The sequence below is a fragment of the Pseudidiomarina aestuarii genome (genome assembly GCF_048263735.1).
Lineage (GTDB): Bacteria > Pseudomonadota > Gammaproteobacteria > Enterobacterales > Alteromonadaceae > Pseudidiomarina > Pseudidiomarina aestuarii_B.
In genome coordinates, this window is sequence record NZ_JBLXDX010000005.1 from 68,466 (window position 1) to 81,141 (window position 12,676).

Here is a 12,676-nt window from a genome sequence, read left to right on the forward strand (position 1 = left end):
GGAGTAAGCGCATGGCGGAACATCAACACGATCGAATCGAAGAAGAAAGTGGTCGCGGCAAACTCATCTTGACCGTGATCGTTGTTCTAGCAATCGCTGTTGCTGTTGTGGGTTGGCTCTGGTCACAACAATCAGAACCGACTCCGAAGCCTGTTGATATTCCTGTTGCTGTGGAAACCGAAGAGACAGAACCTGAGCCAGAACCAGAGGTAATTGATGAGCCAGAACCAATGCCAACGGTTGAGCTTGAGTCGGAGCCACTGGTTGAACCTGAACCAGAGGTGGAATTACCCGCGCTTGGCGAAAGTACTACCGAGGTTCTAGGGTATTTGGAAACCGCTGAGCAGTCCGTTGAGCCTTTACGTAGTGAGCAACTTGTGCGGGATGCCACCGTGTTTGTTGATAATCTGCGTAACGGTGTGGTGATTCGTGATAAAGCTATTATTGAAGGACCACAGAGCCGCTTCCGCGTACTTGAGCAGAACGGCAAAATCTATGTCGATCCGCGCAGCTTTGATCGTTACAACACGGTTGTCGATTGGTTTGTGAGCCTTGATAGTGCAGTTTTAGTACAAGGACTGGATCGCTACGAGCCGCTGGTAAAACAAGCATTAGGCGAAATTGGCTACCCTGATGCGGAACCAGAAACAGTTTTAGTGGAAGCCATTGATATGCTGCTGGCGACACCGTCAGTAGGCACGGTCATTGAACTTAATGACGATAAGGTCATGTATCGTTATGCAGACCCTGAATTGGAAAGCTTGCCAGACGCGCAAAAGCAAATGTTGCGCATGGGTCCTGATAACATTCGGCGCGTGAAGCTGAAGTTGGAAAGTCTGAAAGCGGAGCTTCTGGCAGCACAATGACAGCACAGCACACGATGATCCCTGCACACTTGCAGGGAGATTTTCCGACGCGCGGAAATGCTTTTAGTCGCTGGATAGGGCGTGTTGGATTGCGCGTCTTAGGTGGCTGGCGTATTGAAGGCGAATTGCCGCGCACCCGTCAAGCCATCATTCCTGTTGCCCCGCACACCAGTAACTGGGACTTTTTTATTGGCGTGTTTGTGATGTTGGCTCTGGGTTTAAAACTTTCTTATCTCGGCAAACACACTATTTTCAGATTTCCAGTCAATGGTTTGTTGCGTTGGTTAGGAGGAATTCCAGTGGATCGCCGCTCAGCCCAAGGGGTGGTCGGTGAAATGGTGGAGCAATTCAAACTACGTTCAGAACTGGTGCTAGCGCTCTCGCCAGAAGGCACTCGCAAGAAAGTCACGGAATGGAAAAAGGGCTTTTTGCATATTGCCAAAACTACTGGCGTACCCGTTATCCCTATTGCATTGGACTTCAGCCGCAAGGTTTTGGAGATCACACCGGCTCTTCTTATCACCGGTGATATTGATACTGAATTAGAACGCGTGAAAGCAGCTGTCGCTCACGCACAAGGCAAAAATCCACAACATGCCTGAAGCAAAAATTTGTGCTATTATCGCGCCCGTTTCGTTAAGAGGAATTCATCCATGAAAGTTATTGAAGGCGGTATTGCCGCAAATAGCGCAAAAATTGCGATTGTCGTCGCTCGCTTCAACCATTTTGTGGTCGACAGTTTGCTGGAAGGCGCACTGAATACGCTGAAGCTTTATGGTCAAGTCAGCGCAGACAATATCACTGTGGTGAAAGTACCTGGTGCTTATGAAATTCCTCTGGCTACTAAAAAATTAGCCGCGACCGGCCAGTTCGACGGAATTATTGCGTTAGGCGCAGTCATTCGTGGTGCTACTCCCCATTTTGACTTCGTTGCAGGCGAGTGTAACAGCGGTTTGACGCGGGTTGGACTGGAATTTGATATACCGATTGCGAACGGCGTATTGACGACCGATACCATTGAACAAGCAATCGAGCGTAGCGGCACCAAAGCCGGCAACAAAGGTTCAGAAGCTGCCTTAAGTACGTTGGAAATGATCAACGTCTTAAAGCAGTTATAAGAGGTTATTGAATGAAACCAGCAGCACGTCGCAAAGCCCGTAAACTTGCCGTTCAAGCAATTTACTCCTGGCAATTGTCACAGAACAGCATGACCGATATCGAAGCACAGTTTTTGACGGACAACGATACCTCAAAAATTGATGTCGATTACTTTTTGGCTTTAGTTCGTGGTGTTGCAGGGCAGTCCAAGAGCCTTGATGATGCGATGACGCCTTATTTAGATCGCCCTGCTAAAGATCTCGACCATGTCGAACGTGCAGTCTTGCGCCTAGCGTGCTTTGAACTGCGTGACCGCCTCGACGTTCCCTATAAAGTCGCAATTAACGAAGCCATTGAGCTTGCTAAAGCTTTCGGTGCTGACGACAGTCACCGCTTTGTGAATGGTGTGCTAGATAAAGCCATCGACGCATTGCGTCCTGCTCGCCAGTAAGTTGATTCGACTATGGCATTCGGCGAATTCGATGTCATCGAAACCTATTTTACGCACCGCTTCGCTCAACGGGATGACGTTCAAGTTAGCGTGGGCGACGACGGAGCGATTGTCGCGATTGACCCTACCGAAGACTTAGTTATTGTTACCGACACCATGGTTGCTGGCGTGCACTTTGATGCCAACACGCCTGCTCGCGCCATCGGCCATAAAATCCTTGCGGTAAACCTCAGTGATCTCGCTGCTATGGGTGCCGAACCGCGTTGGTTTAGCCTAGCGTTGACCCTTCCTGAAATTGATGAGGAATGGCTGACAGGCTTTTCCACTGGGCTCAAGGAAATGAGCGAGTATTACGATTGCAGCTTAATTGGTGGTGATACCACACGTGGACCTTTAACGATTACGGTCACGGCTCATGGTGTGGTTCCGAAAGGCAAAGGGCTGTTGCGTAGCGGCGCCAGGCCCGGCGATTGGATTTATGTATCCCACGCACTAGGTGACGCGGGACTCGCGTTAGCGGTGCAACAAAAGCGTTTGGCTATTTCAGATCCACACTATCGCAAGGTTTGTGAACGACTCTTCTTTCCAACGCCACGGGTAGCACTGGGACAGTCATTACGAGGCATTGCCAGCAGCGCAATAGATATCTCTGATGGCCTGTTAAGTGATCTCGGCCACATTTTGAAAGCTTCTCGTGTGGGTGCGCGGCTCAGTCTGGATGAGTTACCTTTGTCGTTGCCCATGACCGAGAGTTTGTCTCAAGAACAAGCGCTAACCTTAGCGTTGACCAGCGGTGATGATTACGAGCTATGTTTTACCGTTCCGGAGAGTCAGCGTGGACTGTTTGATACCTTAGTGGCGCATTCGGCAACGAAGCCTATTTGTATCGGGCGCATTACCAGTGAGGTCAACCGTGTGGCACTCGACTTAGATGGTGAGCCGTGGCAGTTGCCAGCGGGTGAGCAGGGGTATCAGCATTTCGTCAATGCCAACGAACGAGGTGATGATGGTCAATCCTAAGGTTCATCCACGTTTACTCGTGAACCCAATCCATTTCTTGGCTTTGGGCTTTGGCAGTGGGTTGGCACGCTATGCACCCGGCACTTTCGGGACTCTCGCTGCGCTACCATTACTTTGGTTATTACATACGCAATTGAGTGTGTTCAACTATGCGGCAGTGACGCTTGTTTTTGCCGTGGTCGGTGTGTGGATTTGTCACTATACCGCGAATGCTTTGGGTGTTCACGACCATCCGGCGATTGTCTGGGATGAGGTGTGCGGCATTCTGATTGCCATGGTGGCACTTCCGCTAACTTGGTGGAATGTCTTACTAGCGTTCGCTTTATTTCGTTTCTTCGATATCGTCAAACCCGGCCCGATAGGCTGGTGTGACCGCAATTTGCACGGCGGGTTGGGTATTATGGTTGACGATATTTTGGCTGGCGTTGCCGCCGGCGCAACCTTACATCTTGGCTACGCGCTCTTGAATACGTTTCAGTAAGCCTGCGCTATCGAGTCCAAGCTCGGCGCGAATCTCGTCCTGCGTTCCATGTTTAACAAAGCTATCAGGCAAGCCACACTGCAACAATGGCAGATTAATTTGCTGTGCTTGCAGGTATTCCGCAATGGCGCTTCCCGCGCCGCCAGCAATGGCATTATCTTCAACACTGACCAGCAACGTATGGTCTTTGGCAAGAGCCTCTATGCAAGCGGTATCGAGCGGCTTCACAAAACGCATATCAATCACAGTTGCGTCGAGTTCTTCGGCACACGGCATGACATCCGCAAGGCAAGTCCCAAAACTAGCAATAGCAATGTTCTTACCGGTCCGCACGGTGCGTGATTTACCAATTTCCAAAGCTTGTAACTCAGCGTCCAATTCACAGCCACTACCGTTACCACGTGGATAACGCACAGCTGCGGGTTGCCCTAACCGATACCCGGTGAAGAGCATGTTGCGACATTCGTTCTCGTCGCTTGGTGCCATAACTACCATGTTGGGTATACAACGTAGGTAGCTTAAATCGTAGGCGCCTTGGTGTGTTGGGCCGTCAGCACCGACAATGCCCGCACGGTCAATCGCAAACAACACCGGTAAGTTTTGTAGCGCAACATCGTGGATCAACTGATCGTACGCGCGCTGCAGAAAGGTGGAATAAATGGCGACCACAGGTCGATAGCCACCAATCGCCAAACCGGCTGCAAAAGTGACTGCATGTTGCTCGGCAATAGCAACATCAAAGTATTGTTCAGGGAAGCGCTGTGAAAACTCCACCATACCTGAGCCTTCACGCATGGCTGGTGTGACTGCCATGAGTTTCGGATCATGGGTAGCCATTTCACACAACCAATCGCCAAATATTTGAGAGTAAGAGGGGGTTGCTGCTTTTTTGCTAGGTAGCGACGAAATAGCTGGGTCAAACTTCGGCACGCCATGATAGCCAATCGGATCTTTTTCGGCCGGCTCGTAGCCTTTGCCTTTGCGGGTCACCACATGCAGAAATTGTGGTCCTTTCAACTTACGCATATTGCGCAAAGTATCGACCAACAGGTTGACGTCGTGACCGTCAATTGGGCCGATGTAATTAAAGCCCAATTCTTCAAAAATAGTGCCTGGCGCGACCATGCCTTTCATATGTTCTTCGGCACGACTGGCCAAGTGGTGAATACCTGGCATGCCTTGCAATAACTTCTTACCGCCTTCGCGAATGGAGGTATAAACCTTGCCAGACAATAAGCGCGCTAGGTGATTATTCAACGCGCCGACATTCTCCGAAATGGACATGTCGTTGTCATTTAAAATCACCAGTAAGTTCGGGTCGATATCACCGGCATGATTGAGTGCTTCAAATGCCATGCCTGCAGTCATTGCGCCGTCACCGATGATCGCGACCACTTTTTGTTGGGTCTGTTCGCGCTCAGCGGCAATCGCCATCCCGAGTGCAGCGCTAATAGATGTGCTCGAGTGACCTACACATAGAGTGTCGTACTCGCTCTCTTCACGCCATGGGAACGGGTGCAAGCCATCTTTTTGACGAATGGTGTGCAGTTGCGCCTTGCGGCCGGTCAAAATTTTATGGGGATACGCTTGATGACCAACGTCCCAGACTAATTGGTCATAGGGCGTGGTATAGACATAATGCAATGCGACAGTCAGCTCAACGGTACCTAAACCTGATGCCAAATGGCCACTGCTACGACTCACTGAATTTAACAGAAATTCACGCACCTCCGCGCAAACTTGCGGGAGCTGACGCTCTGAAAGTTCACGTAGATCGGCTGGGACGTCAATTGCATCCAACAGTGGGTATTGCGTTGCTGGATGACTGCCAGATTCTGTCATATCGTTAATGATCCCGATTTAATAAAGCTTCTGCAAAGCTTTCCAATGTCTGGGTATTGTAAGGGATTCTGCTCAGGGCATGAAGTGCTTTCTGGTGCAGATTATGTAAGCACTCTTGTGCTCCGGCTAATCCTAATACACTTACATACGTTGCTTTGTTCGCTGCGCGATCACTGCCTTGAGACTTGCCCAGAGCAGTCGTACTGCCAGTGACATCGAGAATATCGTCTTGAACCTGAAAGGCTAGTCCCAAGTAATCCGCAAATGACTCAAAATCTGTGCGCCACTGCTGCGCATCTGCGTCACCAGCGAGCACGCCGAGGGTCACGGCACAACGAATAAGGGCACCGGTTTTATGGCGGTGAACTCGTGCCAATTCGGCCTCAATGAGCTGTTTCGCTGTGGCATCCAGATCCAATGCTTGGCCCGCACACATACCGCGATCTCCGCTGGCAATTGCCAACGCGTTGACCATCGCCAGTTGCGCTGTCGCGGAAACGGCTAAACCGGGAGTACTGAGAATTTCGAACGCGAGCGATTGTAAGGCATCACCAGCAAGAATCGCTGTTGCCTCGTCAAATGCGATGTGACAGGTGGGCTGTCCACGGCGCAGTGTATCATCATCCATAGCGGGCAAGTCGTCATGGATGAGGGAATAGGCATGAATACATTCAACGGCAGCGGCTGCGTGATCTAATACGCTCTCATCAGCATGACAGAGCTGGCCAACTTGATACGTCAAAAAAGGCCGAACGCGCTTGCCACCTAATAACAACGCGTATTGCATGGCTTGATTGAGAGTCTCAGCTGGGCGGTCTGTACGTTCTAATGATTGCGTTAAAAAACTATCGACACGCTCTCTGGCTGCGGCAAGAACAGCGTTTAGGGTCACACGTCATCCTCTTGGCTGGCACGTGCTGCTTCGGTAAAAGGCTCGAGAGTCTCGCCTTGTTGTTGTTGCAACAATTGGCTGACTTTCTGCTCGGCTTGTTGCAGTTTTTGCTGGCTCACTCGTGACAACGCAATGGCACGTTCGAATTGCTGTAATGCCCCCTCTAGCGGCATATCGCCCTGCTCAAGCTGCGCAACAATCTGTTCAAGCTGCTGCATGGCCTGCTCAAAGGTGAGTTCGTCAGCACCTTTTTGGGGTGACGCAGTTTTAGTCGTTTCTGCTGAAATGTCTGCCATTCGGGATATCCCCTATATTCGTTAGCGTCAGGCGCTTTGAGGCGCACAAATTACCGCGATTCCGTGACTCGGTCAAATCCGCTATAATACCGCCCTTTTGCGCCGGTGTAAGGGTTTTCGGGCGTAAAACAGAGTCAATGCGAGAAAGAGTACCTTACTATCATGAAATTTATTATTCGCTTGCACGCTGAGATCACCATTAAAAGTAAAGGCGTTCGTAAGCGTTACGGCAAAGTTTTAGTCAATAATTTGAAAAGCATCTTGCGTCAGCAACAACTGCCCGTCACAGTTAAGTGGTGTTGGGATCGCATTGAAATTATCGCAACCGAAGCAGCTAGCGTTGAACAGCATGCCAGCATTGAGCAGCACCTCGTTCGGGTCTTGCAGGATGTCCCGGGCATTGCTTGGTTTAGTCAGTCATTCGAACAACCACTCGAGTCACTCGAAGCCATTGCCGATTTGACCGTTGCAACTTGGGGGCAAAGCATCGCAAACCGTTCGTTTGCTGTGCGAGTGAATCGCAAAGGCGAACACGATTTTAGCTCACAAGATGTGGCGAAGCTGGTTGGTTCGCGATTGTTAGCAGCAACGCCGAGTGCACGAGTGAATTTGAAACAGCCGGAAATTGATGTTCGGCTTGAAATTGATGGTAATACGGTACGAGTGTTTGGCGATAAGCTAGCTGGACTTGGCGGATTCCCAATTCCAACACAGGAAACAGTAGTTAGCTTGTTGTCCGGTGGCTTTGACTCCAGTGTCGCCAGTTTCCAATTATTGCGACGCGGCGCCCGTACCCATTTTTGCTTTTTCAATTTGGGCGGTGCGCAGCATGAAACCGGTGTGCGTCAAACGGCTCATTATTTATGGCAACGCTATGCTGCATCGCATCCGCTGAAGTTTGTGAGTATCGACTTTGCACCGGTTGTGGAAGAGATTTTAGAGCGCGTTGACACAGGTTTAATGGGTGTGGTGTTGAAACGTCAAATGTTGCGAGCTGCAGAAATCGTCGCGGATCGTTTGAACGTATCTGCTTTGGTAACTGGTGAGGCGCTGGGCCAAGTTTCCAGTCAAACCTTGAGTAATTTGAGTGTAATTGACGAAGCTACTGCGAAGTTAGTGCTGCGTCCGCTCATTACCATGGATAAACAAGAGATTATTAACATTGCGCAACAAATTGGAACCGCAGATTTAGCTAGAAGTATGCCAGAATATTGTGGTGTGATTTCGGTGAAGCCGAATGTCAAAGCCGGCAAACAGGCGGTACTGGAAGCTGAATCGACGCTGGATAGTAGCTTAATTGAGCGTCAGGTATTGGCGGCGAATGTAGTTGGAGTAAGCTCACTGGGTGAGCAACTTGCGAGTCAGGTGAGTGCGGTAGAGACGGTCGATTCAGTGCCTCAGAATGCCGAAGTCATTGATATTCGCAGTGCTGATCAACAGGAAGCGAAGCCATTAGATGAGCTGCAATTAGGCGCTCCGGTGCAACACATACCGTTTTTTAAATTAGCACGTCGCTTTGCCGAATTAGATAGGCAAAAAACCTATCTACTGTATTGTGACCAAGGTGTGATGAGTCAATTACAAGCTTTATACTTGCAAGAGCAAGGTTACTCGAACGTTGCGATCTTGAAGGTTCAGCTTCATTCTTAAAGGGTGCAGTAAGCTGCAAGGAAGGTGTCATGTCAAAGCGATTGTTCGCTCGGTTGTTGTTTTTATTGGTGTTGATCGGGTTGTCGGTTGCTTTTTTGGTGCAAATCCAAGCAAACGCGGTACCACGTTTTGAACATTTAGATAAAGTAGTGCACTTCGTTGCATTCTTTATTTTGGCCTGGACCTTTCATCGTGCATTCCCCATTCCTTGGTGGCTCGCCGTCATGATACTAACCGGTTATGGTCTCGCGATTGAGTATATCCAAGGATTGATGCCGTATCGGTCAGCCAGCGGTTGGGACTTAGTGGCAGATGCCGCCGGTGCCGCAACATACTATCAATGGGCGCTGTGGCGTCATCACCGCAATAAGTCTAAGCGAGTGAACGAAGAAACGGACTAACGTTTCTTCGCTTTTGATTTGGCTTTTTTCGCTTTTTTCTTCTTCGCTGCACCTGGGAATTTATATTGTGGTTTCAATTCCGCAATAACGCGTCGATCGATCTTCGCTTTCTGATAACGCTCAATTCGACTCAATAATTGTGCGTCATGCGCTTCCACAATATTGACTGCAGTACCGGTTTTACCCGCTCGCGCTGTGCGCCCAATGCGGTGTAAATACACATCTGCTTGTTTTGGCAGATCGAAGTTAATGACCACTTCAATATCATCAATATCGAGACCACGTGCTGCGACATCGGTCGCAATCATGGTGCTGTTATCGAACTTTTCCATGCGCGCGATGATTTTTTGGCGCTCATCTTGCGGCATATCACCACGTAAGGTGAGGTTTAGAATACCGGCGCTTTGCAATTGTCCAGCCAAGGTATCGACGCGCTCACGGGTGCGCACGAAAATCACCCGACGGCCGGGGAAATCCTGCAAAATACGAATCAGCAATTGCAATTTGTGCTCATAGGTATCGGCTTGATACCAGCGCTGCAGAATCTTTCCTTTCTCACGCTTGGATGGCTCAATGGTTAAAGTGATGGGGTCTTGTTGCAGTTCTGCTGAGAAAGAGCGTACGCCTGGGGAATCTAAGGTGGCGGAAAACAGCAACGTTTGCTTGAGTCCTCGCGCTTCGTTGACGAGTTGTTTCACCGCGGTAGCAAAGCCCATATCCAGCATGCGGTCGGCTTCGTCAATAATCAGACATTCAACCAGCTCGAGGTTGCAGCGGTCGGCACTGATTAAATCGAGCAAGCGGCCCGGCGTTGATACCAAAATGTCGTGGCTTGCTTCCAGAGTTTCATGTTGACTGCCGTAATTGACACCACCGGTCACGAGAATTGATTTCAACTCAGTCGTTTCAGCAAAGGCGTCCGCTTGTTCCCAGATTTGTTGAGCAAGTTCACGAGTCGGCGCCAAAATGAGCACACGAGCAGGTCCTGGCTGACGGCGTGGGTAGTCGAGCAGATGCTGGAGTGCCGGAAGCAAAAACGCGAGTGTTTTACCGGTGCCCGTTGGTGAGTTCACGAGTAAATCATGACCTGCTAAAGCTTCAGGAATGACCGCCTGTTGAACCTTCGCAGGTTTATTGATTTCAGCGCCAAGTAAAACGTCAATCAACGCTTCATCTAATTCAAGATCATCCCAGTCGGGTGTCATCACATTTTCCTGTAAACTAGTGCGCACAACCACGATGACCGAGCGCAATGATTCATTATGAGCTTTCAATGTCGGCAATTTTACCTGAAAGATGATCGCTGTGCGATGAAAGTTAGCACGGATAGTCTGCTTTTAGGCTCCTGGGTTGCCGTAGAGCCAACTACTAGCTGTATTTTAGATGTCGGCACCGGTTGTGGCATCTTGGCTTTAATGATGGCTCAGCGCACTGCTGAGCAGGCACAGATCGAAGCCATTGAGCTTGACGCAGAGGCCGTTCAGCAAGCTCAAGAGAATATCGTCGCCAGTCCGTGGCCCGCAAAAGTTCAGTGTACGCAAGCCGATTGCTTCGCGTGGCAACCGCAACAACCCGTCGATCTGATCGTCTGTAATCCACCGTACTTTACCGCGCACTTAGCCAGTCAGCAGGAGCAACGACGTTTGGCGCGGCAGGGGACGCAACCCTTAACCGCATGGTTGGCGCGCATGACCACATGGTTGAGTCCACAAGGACGAATTGCATGGATACTGCCATTAAGTATGGAAACGCGACTAGAAGCACCGAGTGAGTTGTCACTACGTCGCCGTTGTGAGGTGGCAACTGTCGTTGGGAAACCGGCAAAACTGGTGTTACTGGAATGGACGAATGAGACCGTTGAGTGCAGACACGAGTCGTTGTCGATTCGAACTGCGGACGGTGATTATGCAAATGAGTTTCGACAACTCACCAGCGCCTTTTATCTCGCTGGTGAGCACCAAACTTCCTAATCAAGCTTATTCTAAACCGAGCACTTTCTTACCTTGTGTGAACGTAATATCCACCGGAATTGACGCGGCTGAGAGTCGATCTAAATCAGCTTGCAGCTGCGGATTCACGTTACCCATGGTATCGAACAACTCACTCACGCCGGCGTAGTTACCGTCGCCCTGTAAGGTCAGGATATCGGCTGACAGGTCGTTCATAGCGGTGCGCATGGCATCCATATTGACTGCATATTGACCTTGGTCATTGCGTGTAAAGGCACCGGCTTCAGCAAAGTAGTTGAACCGCACCATGTTGGCGCGACCATGCGCACTCGAGGCACCAAAGCGTACTGAACGGAAAATCCCCGCTAAGAAGGTGGTGTAATAGTCTTCCAACTGACCTTCATCCAGAACACCTTGCTCAAGCAGCTGAGTGACCATGTACAAGCCAAGAATATCTGCCTTACCTTCTTCCAAAGGTGAAGCAAACTCTTTCAGCGCTTCGCGAACCGTGCCTTCGCTACCCACTAAGTTTTTAATCCCCAAACCGTGCGCAACTTCATGAAACATCGTGTTCGCAAAGAAAGCATCAAATGTGATGTGCTGGCGTTGCTCAGGGACGATTAACTCATCGGCAATCGGCACCAAAATTTCATCGAACTTCGCGCGCATGGCGTTCTTCAATTGCGACCTGCGTGTGCCTTTGGCGAGTTGAACTTCCTCGTCATTCGGTAGGTTCACCGCAATGGTTTTGCTACCGGCATTGGAATGGCCTGCGTAATAAACCACGTCATAGGCATTCAATTGCGCACCAGAGCCGGGGACTTCCGCTTTGTAAGCCTCGTCGACTGGCAAGCCTTGTTGCAGCGCGGGTAAGTATTCTGCGTACTTGGCGAGGCGCTCACTCCATGCCATATCTTTGATCAGCACATAGGATTCAAACCCAGCGCGATAGCCGTACAACTGATCTTCATAGGTTTCAATCGGGCCAATGATCACGTCAATCGGGTTATCGATCAGATCCATCCAAGCATAATCGGAAGCCTGATATTCATTGCTAAGCAGTGCATCTGCGCGCATCCGCAAATAGTCGGCAAAGCCCTCATGGTCGGCAAAGTTGGCCGCTTCTCGGAGTAAGTCTGCAGCGCGCTGTAGTTCAGGGGCAAAGGCTTCATTGTACGGAATGCTGTAAAGCTCGCCTTCATCGTTGCGACGCACTAGGGTGTACAAATCAACTTTGCCGGCGAAGTCAGCAGCTTCGAACTCTGCTTTCGACATATCGGCTGGATAATAATTGGCACCAGCAGGCTTCGGCTCAACGTTCGTTAAGAACGGGGTATTACTATCGAGTCGATCCCAGGGGCCATAATTGATCATGGCGAATTTACGTACCTTCGGATCCGCGAGTTGCCCCAGCAACTCCATGCGGTCACCCGGGTACGCTTGGCGCCAAAACAATTGGTCCATAATTTCAGAGGCATCAATCAACAAACCAATCATGGTGCGCTGGTTGTCACTCAAATGAGTGAGATCAGCGGTCAAATCGACATTGGTATAAATGTCGAGACGATCTGCTGCATCAGGCAATAGCTGATACGTCGAGGTCTCAGCTGTGACCGCTTCAGTTGTGGTCGATTGTGGCTGTGACTCTTGACTACAGGCACTGACCGTTAAAGCAGAGAGCACCGCAAGAGCGAGTAGATTTTTGTTATTCGTTAATTTCATGACTGGCT

The 12,676-nt window shown here is 50.0% G+C and carries 14 protein-coding genes; 9 read left to right on the forward strand and 5 right to left on the reverse strand.

Going from position 1 to position 12,676, the window contains the following annotated elements:
* Positions 1-11: 11 nt before the first annotated feature.
* From ACN0S4_RS11210 to ACN0S4_RS11235, 6 genes are read left to right on the forward strand one after another with little or no spacing between them, the layout of a single operon-like run.
* Complete coding sequence (locus tag ACN0S4_RS11210) at positions 12-866, forward strand: DUF3014 domain-containing protein (RefSeq protein WP_417657760.1); 855 nt, start codon at positions 12-14, stop codon at positions 864-866.
* Positions 863-1,468: a 1-acyl-sn-glycerol-3-phosphate acyltransferase gene (locus ACN0S4_RS11215; protein ID WP_417657761.1), complete on the forward strand. Its 606-nt coding sequence runs from the start codon at positions 863-865 to the stop codon at positions 1,466-1,468. The genes ACN0S4_RS11210 and ACN0S4_RS11215 overlap by 4 nt, the downstream gene beginning before the upstream one ends.
* 51 nt (positions 1,469-1,519) lie before the next feature.
* Positions 1,520-1,984, forward strand: a complete 465-nt coding sequence (gene ribE / locus ACN0S4_RS11220) for a 6,7-dimethyl-8-ribityllumazine synthase (protein ID WP_417657762.1) — start codon at positions 1,520-1,522, stop codon at positions 1,982-1,984.
* Positions 1,985-1,995: 11 nt separating this feature from the next.
* Positions 1,996-2,415, forward strand: coding sequence for a transcription antitermination factor NusB (nusB, locus tag ACN0S4_RS11225; RefSeq protein ID WP_169931428.1), 420 nt, complete (start codon positions 1,996-1,998; stop codon positions 2,413-2,415).
* A gap of 12 nt (positions 2,416-2,427) precedes the next feature.
* Positions 2,428-3,435, forward strand: a complete 1,008-nt coding sequence (thiL, locus tag ACN0S4_RS11230; protein ID WP_417657763.1) for a thiamine-phosphate kinase — start codon at positions 2,428-2,430, stop codon at positions 3,433-3,435.
* Positions 3,422-3,916: a phosphatidylglycerophosphatase A gene (locus ACN0S4_RS11235; RefSeq protein ID WP_417657822.1), complete on the forward strand. Its 495-nt coding sequence runs from the start codon at positions 3,422-3,424 to the stop codon at positions 3,914-3,916. The genes thiL and ACN0S4_RS11235 overlap by 14 nt, the downstream gene beginning before the upstream one ends.
* Here the strand turns inward: ACN0S4_RS11235 and dxs are convergent.
* Genes dxs through ACN0S4_RS11250 form a run of 3 tightly spaced genes read right to left on the reverse strand, consistent with a single transcriptional unit; the run spans position 3,878 to position 6,946 of the window.
* Positions 3,878-5,758, reverse strand: coding sequence for a 1-deoxy-D-xylulose-5-phosphate synthase (gene dxs / locus ACN0S4_RS11240; protein WP_417657764.1), 1,881 nt, complete (start codon positions 5,756-5,758; stop codon positions 3,878-3,880). The two genes, ACN0S4_RS11235 and dxs, sit on opposite strands and share 39 nt — an antisense overlap.
* 4 nt (positions 5,759-5,762) lie before the next feature.
* Positions 5,763-6,650, reverse strand: coding sequence for a (2E,6E)-farnesyl diphosphate synthase (gene ispA / locus ACN0S4_RS11245; protein WP_417657765.1), 888 nt, complete (start codon positions 6,648-6,650; stop codon positions 5,763-5,765).
* The gene (locus ACN0S4_RS11250; RefSeq protein ID WP_417657766.1) at positions 6,647-6,946 is read right to left on the reverse strand and encodes an exodeoxyribonuclease VII small subunit; all 300 of its coding nucleotides are present in this window, start codon (positions 6,944-6,946) and stop codon (positions 6,647-6,649) included. Before ACN0S4_RS11250 ends, ispA begins: the two co-directional genes overlap by 4 nt.
* A gap of 162 nt (positions 6,947-7,108) precedes the next feature.
* On the opposite strand from ACN0S4_RS11250, the gene thiI reads away from it, so the two are divergent.
* A complete protein-coding gene (gene thiI, locus ACN0S4_RS11255) occupies positions 7,109-8,596 on the forward strand; it encodes a tRNA uracil 4-sulfurtransferase ThiI (RefSeq protein ID WP_417657767.1) in 1,488 nt (495 codons plus the stop codon).
* Positions 8,597-8,625: 29 nt separating this feature from the next.
* The gene (locus tag ACN0S4_RS11260; protein ID WP_417657768.1) at positions 8,626-8,997 is read left to right on the forward strand and encodes a VanZ family protein; all 372 of its coding nucleotides are present in this window, start codon (positions 8,626-8,628) and stop codon (positions 8,995-8,997) included.
* Here the strand turns inward: ACN0S4_RS11260 and srmB are convergent.
* Positions 8,994-10,202, reverse strand: a complete 1,209-nt coding sequence (gene srmB / locus ACN0S4_RS11265; protein WP_417657769.1) for an ATP-dependent RNA helicase SrmB — start codon at positions 10,200-10,202, stop codon at positions 8,994-8,996. The two genes, ACN0S4_RS11260 and srmB, sit on opposite strands and share 4 nt — an antisense overlap.
* Before the next feature lie 57 nt (positions 10,203-10,259).
* On the opposite strand from srmB, the gene ACN0S4_RS11270 reads away from it, so the two are divergent.
* Positions 10,260-10,967 carry a tRNA1(Val) (adenine(37)-N6)-methyltransferase gene (locus ACN0S4_RS11270; protein WP_417657770.1) on the forward strand — a complete coding sequence of 236 codons (708 nt, stop codon included), beginning with the start codon at positions 10,260-10,262 and terminating at the stop codon, positions 10,965-10,967.
* A 6-nt stretch (positions 10,968-10,973) separates the two neighbouring features.
* On the opposite strand, the gene ACN0S4_RS11275 is transcribed toward ACN0S4_RS11270, so the two are convergent.
* Complete coding sequence (locus ACN0S4_RS11275) at positions 10,974-12,668, reverse strand: dipeptidyl-peptidase 3 family protein (protein WP_417657771.1); 1,695 nt, start codon at positions 12,666-12,668, stop codon at positions 10,974-10,976.
* Positions 12,669-12,676: the final 8 nt, after the last annotated feature.

What these genes read in the sequence shown, in the direction of transcription:
- ACN0S4_RS11210 (WP_417657760.1), top strand. Translation starts at nt 12, where the DNA reads ATGGCGGAACATCAACACGATCGAATCGAAGAAGAAAGTGGTCGCGGC.
- ACN0S4_RS11215 (WP_417657761.1), top strand. Translation starts at nt 863, where the DNA reads ATGACAGCACAGCACACGATGATCCCTGCACACTTGCAGGGAGATTTT.
- ribE (WP_417657762.1), top strand. Translation starts at nt 1,520, where the DNA reads ATGAAAGTTATTGAAGGCGGTATTGCCGCAAATAGCGCAAAAATTGCG.
- nusB (WP_169931428.1), top strand. Translation starts at nt 1,996, where the DNA reads ATGAAACCAGCAGCACGTCGCAAAGCCCGTAAACTTGCCGTTCAAGCA.
- thiL (WP_417657763.1), top strand. Translation starts at nt 2,428, where the DNA reads ATGGCATTCGGCGAATTCGATGTCATCGAAACCTATTTTACGCACCGC.
- ACN0S4_RS11235 (WP_417657822.1), top strand. Translation starts at nt 3,422, where the DNA reads ATGGTCAATCCTAAGGTTCATCCACGTTTACTCGTGAACCCAATCCAT.
- dxs (WP_417657764.1), bottom strand. Translation starts at nt 5,758, where the DNA reads ATGACAGAATCTGGCAGTCATCCAGCAACGCAATACCCACTGTTGGAT.
- ACN0S4_RS11250 (WP_417657766.1), bottom strand. Translation starts at nt 6,946, where the DNA reads ATGGCAGACATTTCAGCAGAAACGACTAAAACTGCGTCACCCCAAAAA.
- thiI (WP_417657767.1), top strand. Translation starts at nt 7,109, where the DNA reads ATGAAATTTATTATTCGCTTGCACGCTGAGATCACCATTAAAAGTAAA.
- ACN0S4_RS11260 (WP_417657768.1), top strand. Translation starts at nt 8,626, where the DNA reads ATGTCAAAGCGATTGTTCGCTCGGTTGTTGTTTTTATTGGTGTTGATC.
- srmB (WP_417657769.1), bottom strand. Translation starts at nt 10,202, where the DNA reads ATGACACCCGACTGGGATGATCTTGAATTAGATGAAGCGTTGATTGAC.
- ACN0S4_RS11270 (WP_417657770.1), top strand. Translation starts at nt 10,260, where the DNA reads ATGAGCTTTCAATGTCGGCAATTTTACCTGAAAGATGATCGCTGTGCG.
- ACN0S4_RS11275 (WP_417657771.1), bottom strand. Translation starts at nt 12,668, where the DNA reads ATGAAATTAACGAATAACAAAAATCTACTCGCTCTTGCGGTGCTCTCT.